14 protein-coding genes are annotated in these 13,617 nt (G+C 68.4%); 6 read left to right on the forward strand and 8 right to left on the reverse strand.

The genetic code is table 11. The features are described from left to right. Window positions 1–174: 174 nt before the first annotated feature. From ABZ016_RS32610 to ABZ016_RS32620, 3 genes are all read left to right on the forward strand, one after another. Complete coding sequence (locus tag ABZ016_RS32610; protein WP_356920300.1) at window positions 175–1,545, forward strand: MFS transporter; 1,371 nt, start codon at window positions 175–177, stop codon at window positions 1,543–1,545. Window positions 1,546–1,899: 354 nt separating this feature from the next. Further along, entirely contained in the window at window positions 1,900–2,415 is a 516-nt protein-coding gene (locus ABZ016_RS32615) for a flavin reductase (protein ID WP_356920301.1), read from the forward strand. A gap of 63 nt (window positions 2,416–2,478) precedes the next feature. Beyond that, window positions 2,479–2,955, forward strand: coding sequence for a transposase family protein (locus tag ABZ016_RS32620; protein WP_356920353.1), 477 nt, complete (start codon window positions 2,479–2,481; stop codon window positions 2,953–2,955). A gap of 256 nt (window positions 2,956–3,211) precedes the next feature. On the opposite strand, the gene ABZ016_RS32625 is transcribed toward ABZ016_RS32620, so the two are convergent. The 3 genes from ABZ016_RS32625 to ABZ016_RS32635 all read right to left on the reverse strand — a co-directional run bounded on the left by ABZ016_RS32625 (window position 3,212) and on the right by ABZ016_RS32635 (window position 6,502). Continuing rightward, window positions 3,212–3,460, reverse strand: coding sequence for a hypothetical protein (locus ABZ016_RS32625; protein ID WP_356920302.1), 249 nt, complete (start codon window positions 3,458–3,460; stop codon window positions 3,212–3,214). Window positions 3,461–3,497: 37 nt separating this feature from the next. After that, complete coding sequence (locus tag ABZ016_RS32630; RefSeq protein WP_356920303.1) at window positions 3,498–5,183, reverse strand: ribonuclease J; 1,686 nt, start codon at window positions 5,181–5,183, stop codon at window positions 3,498–3,500. Window positions 5,184–5,941: 758 nt separating this feature from the next. Beyond that, a complete protein-coding gene (locus tag ABZ016_RS32635) occupies window positions 5,942–6,502 on the reverse strand; it encodes a hypothetical protein (RefSeq protein ID WP_356920304.1) in 561 nt (186 codons plus the stop codon). Window positions 6,503–6,849: 347 nt separating this feature from the next. Here ABZ016_RS32635 and ABZ016_RS32640 point away from each other — a divergent pair, with 347 nt between their 5' ends. The 3 genes from ABZ016_RS32640 (at window position 6,850) to ABZ016_RS32650 (ending at window position 8,563) form a co-directional block, all read left to right on the forward strand. Next, window positions 6,850–7,437, forward strand: a complete 588-nt coding sequence (locus tag ABZ016_RS32640) for a hemolysin III family protein (protein ID WP_356920305.1) — start codon at window positions 6,850–6,852, stop codon at window positions 7,435–7,437. 479 nt (window positions 7,438–7,916) lie between these two features. Beyond that, window positions 7,917–8,105 carry a hypothetical protein gene (locus tag ABZ016_RS32645; protein ID WP_356920306.1) on the forward strand — a complete coding sequence of 63 codons (189 nt, stop codon included), beginning with the start codon at window positions 7,917–7,919 and terminating at the stop codon, window positions 8,103–8,105. 98 nt (window positions 8,106–8,203) lie between these two features. After that, window positions 8,204–8,563 carry a hypothetical protein gene (locus ABZ016_RS32650; protein WP_356920307.1) on the forward strand — a complete coding sequence of 120 codons (360 nt, stop codon included), beginning with the start codon at window positions 8,204–8,206 and terminating at the stop codon, window positions 8,561–8,563. Between the two features lie 85 nt (window positions 8,564–8,648). On the opposite strand, the gene ABZ016_RS32655 is transcribed toward ABZ016_RS32650, so the two are convergent. The 5 genes from ABZ016_RS32655 to ABZ016_RS32675 form a co-directional block, all read right to left on the reverse strand. Beyond that, a complete protein-coding gene (locus ABZ016_RS32655; RefSeq protein ID WP_356920308.1) occupies window positions 8,649–8,957 on the reverse strand; it encodes an SCO5918 family protein in 309 nt (102 codons plus the stop codon). A gap of 49 nt (window positions 8,958–9,006) precedes the next feature. Further along, on the reverse strand, window positions 9,007–9,408 hold the full coding sequence (locus ABZ016_RS32660; protein ID WP_356920309.1) for a CBS domain-containing protein: 402 nt from the start codon (window positions 9,406–9,408) through the stop codon (window positions 9,007–9,009). Between the two features lie 45 nt (window positions 9,409–9,453). Continuing rightward, window positions 9,454–10,950 (reverse strand): DEAD/DEAH box helicase, encoded by a 1,497-nt coding sequence (locus tag ABZ016_RS32665; RefSeq protein ID WP_356920310.1) that lies wholly within the window; start codon window positions 10,948–10,950, stop codon window positions 9,454–9,456. Window positions 10,951–11,288: 338 nt separating this feature from the next. Further along, the gene (locus tag ABZ016_RS32670; protein WP_014145516.1) at window positions 11,289–11,492 is read right to left on the reverse strand and encodes a cold-shock protein; all 204 of its coding nucleotides are present in this window, start codon (window positions 11,490–11,492) and stop codon (window positions 11,289–11,291) included. 1,412 nt (window positions 11,493–12,904) lie between these two features. Further along, window positions 12,905–13,564: a type ISP restriction/modification enzyme gene (locus ABZ016_RS32675; protein ID WP_356920311.1), complete on the reverse strand. Its 660-nt coding sequence runs from the start codon at window positions 13,562–13,564 to the stop codon at window positions 12,905–12,907. Window positions 13,565–13,617 lie beyond the last annotated feature (53 nt).

Below are 13,617 nucleotides of genomic sequence, written 5' to 3' on the forward strand. Positions count from 1 at the left end.
ATATCAGGTTACTTGATGGACAGTACACTGCCCCGATGCCATTTTAGAAAGCGTTCGAAAATCCACCGAGACACGCAACGACAGAGAGATTGAGACGCAGTGACCAATACGGATTCATTAAAGGGAACGTCGGCCACTGATGGGGGTGCCCGGCCGGGGCTCACGCTCGCCGCGGTGGCTGTCGTGCAGTTCATGGTGTCCCTCGACCTGTCGGTCGTGAACGTCGGGCTCCCTCAGATCCGCACCAGCCTGGGCTTCAGCGAAGTGGGCCTGACCTGGGTGATCCACGCCTACGCCCTCACCTTCGGCGGGCTGCTCCTCCTGGGCGGCAAGATTGCCGACCTGTTCGGCCGCAAGCGGCTCGTGCTGATCGGCCTCACCCTGTTCGGCATCGGCTCCCTCCTCGGCGGCTTCGCGACGGAACCGGGGCACCTGGTGGCCGCCCGGGCCGGGCAGGGCATCGGGGCCGCCGCGCTGGCTCCGGCAGCGCTGGCGCTGCTGACCGCGACCTTCCCGTCCGGCCCGGAACGCGTGAAGGCGTTCGGCGTGTGGAGCGCGGTGAACGCCGCGGGGGCGGCCTTCGGCGTCCTCATCGGTGGTCTGCTCACCGACTACGCGGGCTGGGAATGGGTGATGTTCGTCAACGTGCCGATGGTCGTCGTCGCGATGGTCCTGGCCTGGCGCGGCATCGCGGCCGACGGGCCCTCGGTCGAGCGCGGCCGCCCGGACGTGCTGGGCGCCGTCCTCGCCACCGCCGGCATGAGCCTGTTCGTGTTCGGCGTCGTCCGCACCGACCAGCACCCGTGGACCTCGTCCACGACCCTGATGACGCTGGCCGCGGCCGTCGTCCTGTTGGCCGCCTTCCTCTTCGTGGAGAAGACCACCTCCCGCGACCCGCTCATCCGGCTCGGCCTGTTCCGCAACCACTCGGTCACCGGTGCCAACGTCTTCGTCCTCCTCCTCGGCGGCACCATGGCGTCGGCTTTCTACTTCGTCTCCCTGTACCTCCAGCGTGTGCTGGGGAGCAGCCCTGCCCGCAGCGGCGTCGAATTCCTGCCGCTCGCGTTCGGCGTCGTGGTCGGGTCGGTGCTCGCCATCAAGCTGGGCGGCCGTCTCGCGCCCCGGATGCTGCTCGTCATCGGCGGTGCGCTGACCGGGATCGGATTCGCCTGGTTCAGCCTGTTCACCGCCGACGGTTCGTTCGTCACCGACGTCCTCGGGCCGTCGATCGTCGCCAGCATCGGCATCGGGCTCTGTCTCGCTCCCATGGCCTCCCTCGGCACCATGGGCGTCGCGGCCCACGAGGCGGGCGCCGCATCGGGTCTGCTCAACAGTTCGCGCCAGATCGGCGCCGCGCTCGGGCTGGCCGCCCTGGGCACCGCCGCCAACGCCCGCACCGGGGACTCCGGCACGCTGGATGCCCTCACGGACGGCTACGCGCTCGGCATGCTGATCGGTGCCGTGGTCGTGGTGGGCGGCGTCCTGCTCGCCCTCGTCGTCCTGCCGCGCACCGGCCCCGACGCGGAAGAAACCGAACAGCACTGATCGCCCGGTGGCATGTGGGAAACACACGCGCATTCATGCGGTAACTATCTGCTGCGAAGCGAATTCCGCTGGTAATGTCCAGAGCGTTTCCTGTACTCGGGCAGAGGCCGACGGCGGAGCGCGGCCCGGGGTTTCCAGGTGAGGTTCCGAATTCCCGGGACTCGTCGAGGGGGCCGCGCTTCTCCTGAACAGCCACGGCGCGAAGGAATACCCGCTGCCGCACAGCTCAGGAGGTGCCATGAACGACGCGAGTTGCTGGAGTCGAGTCATTCGTCGCAAAGGAGCGGGAGACCGGACCGCGGCACCGTGTCCCGTGCCGCGCAGCCGTCCGGCAAGCAGCGCGCGGAGTGTCGCGTGATCCGAACAGCGCGCACGCGCGCGGCCCAACGGATGCGCCCGGCCGGCGCCGACGGCATGAAGCACTTGACGGCACGCATGCGCGCGGGCGTGGCCATCGCCACCGCCTTTGACACCGAGGCCCGCCCGTGGGGCACCGCGTGCACCTGCCTGTCGACGGTCACCCACGATCCGCCCACCGTCCTGGTGAGCCTGCACAGCGGAAGCCCCACCGCCTACGCGGCGCTCACCCTCGGGGAGTTCGCGCTCAACGTCCTTCCGCGGAGCGCCCGTTCGGTCGCCGGGCTGTTCGCCCCCGAGGCGTCCGACGCCTTCGACCGTATCGACTGGACCGTACCGCGCGACGCCACCGGACCTCACTTGCGCAGCGACGCGCATGCGGTGGCCAACTGCGCGATCATGGCCCACTCCTCGCACGGCGATCAGGTCACGCTTTTCGCCAAGGTGCGCGAGGTGCTCCTCAGGCCCACCCGCTGCGGGCTGCTGCTTGCGGCGTTGGGCGACGCGCCCTGACCGGGAGCAAGTCGCCCGTCGCGTCAGCATCGTGTGCTGCCCTCGCTCGTGGACCGGCGGGCGGTGCTGCCCGATCCGCGCCGGCGACGCGGGGTGCGTCACCTGTTCGTGGCGGTACTCCTGGTCGCGGCGTGCGCGGTGACTGCCGGTGCCCGCTCGTGGGCGGCGATCGGTCAGTGGTCCAGGGCGGCGACCGAGGACACCCTGGCCCGGCTCGGCGCTCGCAGTGCCGGGACACTTCGCGTACGTGTCGCGCCGTCGCTGTCCACCGTCCGATGGGTCGTGATCGCGGTACGTCCAGGCGGATTTGCGGACCTGACCGGCCAGGACCTGGCCGGGGCCGACACGGTTGCGGTGGACGGAAAATGTGCCCGCGGCTCGCGTCACGGCGCCGTCCCGGCCGTGCATCCGCCGGCGGTGATGACCAGTGACGGCCACACCGTCAGCCAGCTACCGGTGCCGGACACTACCTCTTCCTGGTCAAGGCCAACCAGCCCGACCTGTTCGCTGCCTTGCGCTCACTGCCGTGGAAGGAGGTGACTGCCCGCCACTACGACCGCGAGGCCGGACGGCCGCCGGGAGACGGGAGCCACCCGGGCGCTGACCGTCACAGGTCTGGGGCTGGACTTCCCTCATGCTGTCCAGGCCGCCCGGATCCCGCGCTACCGCGTGGACACCGCGAGCGGCAGGCGCACCCGCGAGGCCGTCTACGCGATCACAGACCTGACCTCGACCGAAGCTCCAGCAAACGGCTCGGCCGCCGCAAACGGCAGGTCAGCGGCCCTTTTCAGCAGGCTCAAGAATCGCCCTCCGGCCGGTACACCGGGCTGTCCGCGCTTCTGATCCCCGTGGCCGTCATGTTGCTGCTCGGGCGGCAGGTCAGCTGCTGGAGGGGCTGCGGGATGCCCGGCACAGCGCTCCCGCCACCGGGCCGCCCCAGACGCGTCCCGGCGACACCCGGGCGCGATTCCTGCGGGCCGCCCCGGTGGCCGGTGATGAGGCCCGGCATCAGCGACGACTCGTCGCCGAGTTTCACCTCGTGCACATCGGCGTCCGACCCCGGACGCCTGCCGGGCTGTGGCTCAGGCGTCGATGATGACGGGGATGATGAGGGGCTGGCGGCGGTGGGTGCGGAACGCCCAGTTCGCCACGGCGCGGGCGACGAGCTGTTCGAGTTGGCGTGCGTCCCCGACGCCTTCCTCGGCGGCGGTGGCCAGGGTCTTCTCGATGACGGGGACGACCGGCTCGAAGGTGGCGTCGTCGTGGACGAAGCCCCGGGCCAGGAAGTCGGGGGCCTCGGCGAGGGCGCCGGTGTCCGCGTCGACGATCGCCACCACCGTGACCACGCCCTCGGCGGCGAGGGCGAGGCGGTCCTTGAGGGACGCTTCGGTGGCGCCGCCGACCTCCATGCCGTCCACGTAGACGTTGCCCGCGGGGACCTTGCCGGTGATGGATGCGCGCCCGTCGACCAGGTCGACGACGACGCCGTCCTCGGCGATGACGACCCGCTCGGGGTCGACACCGGTACGGATGGCGAGGTCGGCGTTGGCCCGCAGGTGGCGCCATTCGCCGTGCACGGGCATGACGTTGCGGGGCTTGACGATGTTGTAGCAGTAGACGAGTTCGCCGGCGCTGGCGTGTCCGGAGACGTGCACCTTGGCGTTGCCCTTGTGGACCACGTGGGCGCCCCACCGGGTGAGTCCGTTGATCACCCGGTAGATGGCGTTCTCGTTGCCAGGGATGAGGGAGCTGGCGAGCAGAATGGTGTCGCCCTTGCCGATGCGGATCTGGTGGTCTCGGTTGGCCATCCGTGACAACGCGGCCATCGGTTCGCCCTGGGAACCGGTGCACACCAGAGTGATCTTGTGGTCAGGGAGCTTCTCCAGCTCCTTCGTGCTCACGACCAGACCGGAGGGGACCTTCAGATAGCCCAGGTCACGGGCGATGCCCATGTTGCGGACCATCGACCGGCCGACGAAGGCGACCTTGCGGCCGTGCTGGTGGGCGGCGTCCAGGACCTGCTGGATGCGGTGCACATGGCTGGCGAAGCTGGAGACGATGACCCGGCGTGGCGCGGTGCGCATCACCTGCTCGATCGCCGGGTTCAGCTCCCGCTCGGAGGTGGTGAAGCCGGGTACTTCGGCGTTGGTGGAGTCGGTGAGGAACAGATCCACGCCCTCCTCGCCCAGGCGGGCGAAAGCCCGCAGGTCGGTGATGCGCTCGTCGAGAGGAAACTGGTCCATCTTGAAGTCGCCGGTGTGCAGCACCATCCCGGCCCGGGTGCGGATCGCGACCGCGAGGCTGTCCGGGATGGAGTGGTTGACCGCCACGAACTCGAGGTCGAAGGGCCCGAAGCCGCGCCGGTCGCTCTCCCGCACCCGCACCGTGCGCGGCCGGATGCCGTGTTCCTTGAGCTTGGCCTCCAGGAACGCCAGCGTCAGTTTGGAGCCGACGACGGGGATGTCGCGCCGTTCGCGCAGGAGGTACGGCACGCCGCCGATGTGGTCCTCGTGGCCATGGGTGAGGACGATGCCCACGATGTCGTCCAGCCGGTCCCGGATCGAGGTGAAGTCCGGCAGGATCACGTCCACGCCGGGCTGGGTCTCCTCGGGGAAGAGCACGCCGCAGTCGACGATGAGCAGCTTGCCCGCGTGCTCGAAGACGGTCATGTTGCGGCCGATCTCACCCAGGCCGCCCAGGGCGATGACCCGCAGCCCTCCTTCGGGAAGGGGCGGTGCGGCTTTCAGCTCGGGGTGCGGATGACTCATACCCTGACGGTACCCGGAGAGCGCCACAGGATGATCCACTACCTGTGCGATCTCTTCCTCCCGACAAGGTCGGGGCACCACAACGGGTGTCCGGAGACGATCCGATGACGCCGGCGGCCGGAGAGGGAGAGGTCAAGGCGGTACCGCCTTCGGTGGGTCAGCCGTGCGCCCGGTGATGCCGGCGAAGATCTCGTGCCCCCCTGTCGTGGCGGCCGGCCTCCGCGGCATCCTGGTGCGCCTCGCCGCTGGGCCACTCGGTTACAGCAGTGCCCGAGTGTTGTCGGCGCTGTCCCGGAAGTGCGCCCGATCTTGCCCCGGGTGCCCGCCGCCCCTCAGCTGGGCAGCGATCACGGCGTCCGTGAAGGCGCGCTGCCACTCGAGCGTGTGCCGGCTCGGCCGGGGTGACCAGGCAGCCGGGCGTGTGAGTCTCGTCGGCTACGGCGAGACCGAGGTACCAGAGGTATCGAGACGGCCCCGCGAAGCCGCTGCCCCGCAGGTACGGGTCGTAGGCGGTGTCACCGGCCCCCTGTGCGCAGGTCAGCACAGCGTCACCGTCGGTACTCAGGAACCAGGACAGTGCGGCGAGCCCGTGCGCCCAGGGGCCGTAGCCGTGCCATTACGAACCCGCCCTCTCGGCAAGGACCAACTGACCGACGCCTCCCACCACCACCAACCGTCCGAGTCGTGCCCGGATTCGTTCGATCTGCTCGAACGTCCCGGATTTATTCGGATGCTTGTGTGTGCCGGCTCGGCCGGGGTCAGACACTCGTCCATGCTTCGATGAAGGCGTTACGTCCGGCCGCATCGGACGGCTTGTGGTCCGCGTGTAGGACGCGCCAGGCGGTGAGTTCCAGGTCCCGGAGCCAAAGCTCGCCGATGACCTGTGTTTTGAGGTCGGGGAGGTGGTCGGACTCGGCGAGCGCCTGGCCGATCACCTCTGCGGCCGCAACGCGCTGGGGAGGCGTCATCTCATCGACGGCAGAGAGGATCTGTCCGGCCAGCCCGGTTCCTTCTCCGGCCAGCGAGCGCAGCACCAGGTCTTTGATATTGGTCGGCAGTAGGTAGGCGGTGCCCGAGGATCTCCACAGGTTCGACCAGAAGCGTTCTCCTGTGTCAGTGGGGGCGGGGAGCGCGGCCAGCAGTCCGAGGAGGTGCGCGGTGGCCGCGTAGCCATTGGAGTGGGCCGCCGCGAGGACGGCGATGCCGGCGACACGCTCCACGTCGAAACGGCCGGTTTCGAACTGTGGGGGCAGCCCCAATCTTTGTTCCAGCTGATCTGCGAGGGGGGCGGATGCGTGGGAGGGGAACTCGGGAAGCATCGGCGGTCCTTGGGCGTAGGTGGGCGGAGACGCGCCCTCGGGAACCTTGGTCCTTCCCATGGCCAGGCGGCTTACACGGCTTCCGCTGGCCCAGTTGGTGGCGAGACCGGCCTCGAGGAACGCTGCCACGAGCAGGCTCTTAGCATGATCGGATGGTTGCCGATGATGCCCAGAAGAACGAGACAGGACGGGAAGTTGCGTCTGGGGACGCCGTAGCCGGTTTTGCCGGCGGATCACATCATGGCAATGCCGGGGAGGAGTTTCACCCGGTTACCGACCTGGTCGAGTGGGCGGCCGACCTGGTCGAGCCGGTCAAACCAAAGTTGCGTGGCTGGCTCCATGCCGCGATGGTCCCTGCCTCGGTGAGTGCCGGCATCGTCCTCGTCTGCCTGGCCCGGACCCAGCAGGCGGCCCTGGCCTGCACCGTGTACTCCGTCACCGCCTGGCTGCTGTTCGGGACGAGCGCCGTCTACCACCTGGGTACCTGGGGGCCGATGGGCGAGGCCGTCCTGCGTCGCCTCGACCACGCCAACATCTTCCTGATCATCGCCGGGACCTGCACCCCTCTGGCCGTGCTCCTCCTCCCTGCTGACCGGCGAAACCTGCTGCTGTGGATCGTATGGACGGGCGCGCTGACCGGTATCGCCTTCCGCGTGCTGTGGGTCAACGCTCCCCGCTGGCTGTACACCCCCTGCTACCTGGCCCTGGGGTGGGCACCGGTGCGTTACCTGCCCGACTTCCTGCACACCGGCGGTGCGGCCGTGGTCACCCTGACAGTGACCGGCGGTCTCCTCTACAGCGCGGGCGCGGTGGTCTACGCCGTCCAACGCCCCGACCCCTCGCCCCGCTGGTTCGGCTTCCACGAGGTGTTCCACGCCTTGACCGTGGCGGCCTTCACCGCGCACTACATCGCCATCTCCCTCGCCGTCTACTGACCACAACAGCAGGCGCATTCACTACTGCGGCACGGTGCTCTCGCCGCACTCGCGGCTCGATCAACGACTGGGGCCGCGTGGGGATGCCTGGAGGGGAGGCGGCGCCCGGGTAGGGAGCACGGCGGCCCCTCGTCACTTCAGGCCACCCGGTCCGGTCGTCAGTCCCGTCGCCGTCGTACACAACCTGGCTTCGAAACTCCACCACCGCACCGTCATACGTGGACTGCTGCCCGGCAGTTCGTGTCTGCCGGGCCCTGCTCGATCTCGGCTACGAAAGAAACCGTAACCCCTAAGGCATCGAATGTCTACTCCAGCGAGCATAGATTTTCTGCGGCTCGACGATGAGGTCTCCCGCTGAGCCGATCTGCGAATGCTGGGGGCCGTCCGCAGTGCAGGTCCGACGCACGGATGAGATCCGAGCACGGTGGCTCGGGTGGGTTGGCGGGCGGGGCACAGGGTCGGGTGGACGAGGGCCGGGCATGAACGATCCGCAGACGAGGGTGACCCTGATGAACACGATGTCCGTCAACGCCACAGCTGCCCCGTTCCACGCGGCCGTTGCCGACGCACGCGATACCGCACAGGCGTTCAACGAAGACCTGCGGCAGCCGACCAATGCCTCGAAGCACGCCCCTGGCTCGCAGCGGCCGCACATGCGCACCCCCTGACCTGTAGTGCGGCACCAGGGGAGCCGTATGCGCCCGTCTCGCCCGGTTGCCCCACCGCTGCACCCGCCCGGGCAGGCCGGTGCATAGAATCCGATCCCATGCCGAAGCCTGACGAGTTGCTCGTTGCGATAGCCACCCTCGTGGAGTCCGGACAGAGCAATCAGATGCCCCTGACCGTGGTCACCAGTGGTGCTGTCATCACCGGTCGGCTGGCCCCGGAAGCCATGTGGAGGCAGAGGGTGTCCGAGGTGCTGACGGACTCCGCCGACCTGGGCGAGTTCTCCGCCGTCTTCGACACCCCCGCGAGGAAGGACGGACCGCCCACGCATCTGCATTTCCACGTCGCCCGGATCCTGCAGGGTACGGTGGGGATACCGGAGACAGGCGGGATGTACCGCGTCGCGATCGAGGACGTCACTGCCTGGACCGTGGGCGACTTCAGCTACTCCGACCACTGACCCACCGACCCACGGCACACAGTGAGGCCCCACCGGCAGGCCGGTGGGGCCTCACTGCTCTGTTCGGCTCACACCTGTCCGTACGTCAGGCGGAAAGGGGAGTGCCGAGCGTCGCGGAAGCCGGCTCGTACGGGTCGGCCAGGGGTGCAGATGCGGCGGTAGGGCGGGTGCGGCAGGTGAAGCCGAGTTGGGTCATGGCCCTGAGGACTTCACCGGTGCTGAAATCGCGCCGGTCCTGGCGGGTGATGACCTGGCCGACCTGCTTGGCGGGGTAGTGGCGTCGTCCGATGATGACGAACTCACCGGTGACCGGCTCAGGTGTGACGCCCTTCATCGATTCCACCACGCCGCCCTTGGTCAGGTCGAACGGGAAGCGGGCGATGACACAGCGCATGATGCCTCCATGGAGACGAGAAGACGGGGCCGGGTAGGGTGAGGGCGGTTCAGCGGGAGAGGGCGAGGACGCCCAGAGCGTTGCCGTGTTCGTCGACCACGGGCGGCTCCCCGAGCCGACGGCAGTGCATCGCACGTTCGGCTTCGGCCCTAGTGGTCAGCGGTGAGGCGAAGGGGCCGATGAGGTCGGCGATGTCACGCAGGCGGATCCGGTCCGTGTATCCGGAGCCGTCACGAACGGCCGCGAGCCGGGCCCGGGTGACCAGGCCGGTGCACAAGCCGTCCTCGTCGCAGACGACCAGATGACTTGTACAGGCGGCGGCCATCACGGACAGTGCCACCTCCACGGTCATGTCCTCCCAGACCTGCGGTCCGGCCGCGTCCGCAGGATCGGCCGCCGTCTGCACGGCGTTGGTACGTGTTGAGCGGAACTGCGTCTGGTCCAGCGTCAAAGCGTGCCTCCTGCGGAGTTGGGCGGGCTTCCTGACACGAAGGTTCTATGCCGCCGCACCGGCGGTGGACTGCCGTACGGGTGCGCGGCGGGCCGCCGAGACGGGGCGGCGTCGGCCGCGTGAAGTGGCGCCGCGCTTCTTGGGGCGTTCGACCACCGGTGCGGTGATGACGACCGGGATGCCGGAGGGGGCCTGGGCGCCGGTGATGCGGTGCAGGGCCTCTTCGCCGGCGCGGACCGGGGTGGTCTGCGGGACGATGCCGGCTGCTGCCATGAGACGCGTCATGCCGCGGCGCTGGTTGGGGGTGACCAGGGTGACGACACTGCCGGACTCTCCTGCGCGGGCGGTACGGCCGCCGCGGTGGAGGTAGTCCTTGTGGTCGGTCGGCGGGTCGACGTTGACGACGAGGTCGAGGTTGTCGACGTGGATGCCGCGAGCCGCGACATTGGTCGCCACCAGTACGTTGACGTGCCCGCTCTTGAACTGTGCCAGCGTGCGGGTGCGCTGCGGCTGCGACTTCCCGCCGTGCAGGGCGGCGGCCCGTACTCCGCTGTTCAGGAGGTGCTCGGTGAGGCCGTCGACGGCGTGCTTGGTGTCGAGGAACATGATCACGCGGCCGTCGCGTGCGGCGATCTGGGTGGTTGCCGTGTGCTTGTCGGCGCCGTGAACGTGGAGCACGTGGTGCTCCATCGTTGTGACCGCGCCGGCCGAGGGGTCGACGGAGTGCACGACGGGGTCGCTGAGGTAGCGGCGCACGAGCAGGTCGACGTTGCGGTCAAGAGTGGCGGAGAACAGCATGCGCTGGCCTTCGGGGCGGACCTGGTCGAGAAGGGCGGTGACCTGCGGCATGAAGCCCATGTCGGCCATCTGGTCAGCCTCGTCGAGGACGGTGATGGAAACCTGGTTCAGTTGGCAGTCGCCGCGGTCGATGAGGTCTTTGAGGCGTCCCGGCGTGGCGACGACGACCTCGGCGCCACCGCGCAGCACGCTCGCCTGCCTGCCGATCGGCATTCCGCCCACCACCGTGGCCAGCCGCAGCCTCACGGAGCGGGCGTACGGGGCGAGCGCGTCGGTGACCTGTTGCGCCAGCTCACGCGTGGGTACGAGGATCAGCGCCAGCGGCTGCCTGGCCTCGGCGCGCTGCCCGGCCGTACGGGCCAGCAGCGCCAACCCGAAGGCGAGGGTCTTGCCGGAGCCGGTGCGACCACGGCCCAGTACGTCCCGGCCGGCGAGGGAGTTCGGCAGAGTCGCGGCCTGGATCGGGAAGGGTACGGTCACGCCTTGCGAGCCGAGCGCGCCCAGCAGCGCCCCGGGCATGTCGAGATCGGCGAAGCCCTCTGCGGCGGGAAGCGCGGGAGTGATCGTCCTGGGCGGCGCGAACTCCCCCTGGACCGCGGCGGGCCTGCGGCCGTGACCACCGGAACGGCTCGGCCCGCCGGAGCGGCTCCTGGCTGACGAACCGAATCGGCTGCCGCCCCTGCCAGAGTCCGTACTGCCGTCACGGGTGCGGGCGAGGCGGTCGTTCGTGCGTGTGCGGTTCATGCGGAACCTTCCTCGACGCGGCACATATCAAGGAATTCCCGCAGCGATGAGCAGCACAGAGAATTGCAAGAATGGACCGGTGGAATGCGAAAGCGAGAGCGACGGAAAATCCGTGCGGGCACAGGCGCTGGAATGAGTGCGCGAAGCGGACGCAATGTTCGAGCGTCCGCCGCGGCTATGAAGGGATGCGTGCATCCCTGAAGGATGCTCCGTATGCGGTGAGCCTACGGGTTTCCTGGTTGTCGTCCGCAGGCGAAACCACTGCGGGAAAATGCGAGTAGCTGGGGCCCGCACCCCGAAGGACGCGGGCCCCAGCTACAAGTACGCGACAGTCAGCGTCAGGCGAGAACGATGTTCTCGGCCGTCGGGCCCTTCTGGCCCTGCGCGATGTCGAAGGTCACCTTCTGGCCCTCCAGCAGCTCACGGAAGCCCTGGGCGGCAATGTTCGAGTAGTGGGCGAACACATCAGCGCCGCCACCGTCCTGCTCGATGAAGCCGAAGCCCTTCTCCGCGTTGAACCACTTCACAGTACCAGCAGCCATGTCATTTCTCCTTTGGGGCAGTGCATCGGGATCCGCACTGCACGGACCCCGTGTCGCCGCGATGATCAGCCCGTCCGGAAAAAGACCGGATAATAAAAGTGCTTCCAGTGGCGCAGGCGCCGCCCGGAGGGCACTTGAAGTTTTGGGAACCACAACTGCAACTGAGATCGACAGTAGCACGCCGCAGCGGCCTGTGTACGGTGAAGAATCCCACTCCACTTAATGCGGTAGAGAATCTGTCTGCCTGTTCCGTTGAAATCTCAGCTCGCGGGCACAGATTTTGACCCAGCCGGAGCGCAACGCTTCGGGAAACATTGGGGGCGCGCCCAGCGTAAGGGCCACTCCCCCAAGGGATGTGCGGGCGGGCGTGGAGATCAGGGTGGCGCCGGCAAGCGTCACGCGGGCCTTCTCGCTGATACGGCAGGACACCAGGGACGAGGAAGACCTCCTCCTCTCCCGGTTGCCGGACACGATGGAGACCGGCCGGCTACGCACACTCGGCACCACCTGGTCGGTCGGTACGACCGACCGCCCCGACGCATCCGCACCCCGTCATCCCCCAGCAGCCTCCCGGAACGCCCTGCTGGGTGTACCGCTGAGCGACGCTCTGGGCATCGGCAGCTCCGCCTCACGACACAGAAGGTGGTCGCGGCCTGGCCGGGATGCTTGCTACCGCTTTCGTGGCCGTCGCGGCACAGCACCCCAAGCGGAACCGAGCGCCTTGAACCGTGTTGCGTCGATCATCGCCGGAGTGCTGCTCTCGACGCGCCTGGCCGCCATTACCATCGCGCAGGTTCCGTCGGTACGCCTGGGCAGCCGTGCCAGCGGTGAAAAGGGCCTCGTCAGCGCTCTGATCGGAGAGCACCGCCTCGGCGATGCCGCACTCGGAGGCGCGGAGTATCCAATCAGCGTGGCCGGCCCTGGTCCGGTCGCCGCCCGACTCGACGCACGAACCGCACACCCCCTCACCCACAACCTGACGCGCCATCAGAGCGAGCGTCACATCAGCGTCAGAACTGCCTGGCGCGGACCCTGCGAAGACGGGGAGCACCACGCGCCCACCTTCCCCGTCCCTGAACGAAGCCACAGGTCAGGGGCGTACGTCCGGCACACGACCTGTTCCACGTCATGCGCTCACCGAAACATGCCGACGCGACCGGCCCGGACCCTGGGAAATCAGGAAAACAGCAGGTCAGAGCCCCTTTGCGACAGGCTCCAAAAACGACCACGCACTCCACGTGCGACGTCATCGGAAAGATGTCGGCCTGAGCGAGTCATGGAAAAGACCAGGTCAGAGTAGCTCTCTCGGCTCGCTGAGCAGCGTGAGGGCGCCCAGAGCGTCAAATGAGCGTCACGACTGGCCGGACGCACCCGCCCTCGGTACGGCAGGCGCGTCACCTTCATCAAGAGCTCTACGGATCTTGTCGCTTTCTGCGGGACGACTGCGCCGCGCCGGTATTCCTACTCCTCCGTGGCAGCGTGGGAGCGTCGGCCGGAGAGCTCCTCTCTGCGCTGAGTGGCCTTACGGCGTGCGGCTCACGCCCCTCGATTTCCTCGGTCCCGGGGATGGGGTCGGTCTGTAGTGGTGCGGGAGCAGAACGCCGGGCGGTGTCCGGGACGGGCAGGACGTTCCGACGCTGCAACTCGGCGACGCTGACCAGCGGTGACATGAGAACACGGTCGAGCAGCTCATTCTGAGCCGGCTGCAGCTCGACCAGATGCCACAGAACGGACAACACGTACTGGAGTTCCTCACTCCAGGCAGGTAGCCACCGCTCGGGCCGGATGCGGTCCAGCTCGCTGAGGGCTCTGCGTGACGGCGGTCCTGTCCTGCGTTTCAACCAACCGTCGAGAACGTTCTGTCCGCTGACCTGGTAATCCCTCATTTGCTGAGTTACTGGCCCGAAAACTCCTTGGCCGAAGTGGATTTCCAGACGGTCGGAGTCGTAGACGAGACTCTCGGGTAGTTCGTCCCTGCCGACCTGTCTCCGGTACGTGATCGCTGGCTGTGCGGTCGTCCAGACCTCCTGAGGCCCGCCGGGCCTCCCCGCCACCGGGTCCACGAGTCTCATGCTTGCCGCCATACGCATCAACCCGCTGGACGGACGACCCCCGAGGACGGGAC

The organism is Streptomyces sp. NPDC006372, assembly GCF_040612515.1.
Classification (GTDB): domain Bacteria; phylum Actinomycetota; class Actinomycetes; order Streptomycetales; family Streptomycetaceae; genus Streptomyces.

Excerpts from the sequence above, each read along its gene's own strand:
- ABZ016_RS32630 (WP_356920303.1), bottom strand. The coding sequence starts at position 5,183 with ATGAGTCATCCGCACCCCGAGCTGAAAGCCGCACCGCCCCTTCCCGAA.
- ABZ016_RS32635 (WP_356920304.1), bottom strand. The coding sequence starts at position 6,502 with ATGCTTCCCGAGTTCCCCTCCCACGCATCCGCCCCCCTCGCAGATCAG.
- ABZ016_RS32640 (WP_356920305.1), top strand. The coding sequence starts at position 6,850 with ATGGTCCCTGCCTCGGTGAGTGCCGGCATCGTCCTCGTCTGCCTGGCC.
- ABZ016_RS32645 (WP_356920306.1), top strand. The coding sequence starts at position 7,917 with ATGAACGATCCGCAGACGAGGGTGACCCTGATGAACACGATGTCCGTC.
- ABZ016_RS32650 (WP_356920307.1), top strand. The coding sequence starts at position 8,204 with ATGCCGAAGCCTGACGAGTTGCTCGTTGCGATAGCCACCCTCGTGGAG.
- ABZ016_RS32655 (WP_356920308.1), bottom strand. The coding sequence starts at position 8,957 with ATGCGCTGTGTCATCGCCCGCTTCCCGTTCGACCTGACCAAGGGCGGC.
- ABZ016_RS32665 (WP_356920310.1), bottom strand. The coding sequence starts at position 10,950 with ATGAACCGCACACGCACGAACGACCGCCTCGCCCGCACCCGTGACGGC.
- ABZ016_RS32670 (WP_014145516.1), bottom strand. The coding sequence starts at position 11,492 with ATGGCTGCTGGTACTGTGAAGTGGTTCAACGCGGAGAAGGGCTTCGGC.
- ABZ016_RS32675 (WP_356920311.1), bottom strand. The coding sequence starts at position 13,564 with ATGAGACTCGTGGACCCGGTGGCGGGGAGGCCCGGCGGGCCTCAGGAG.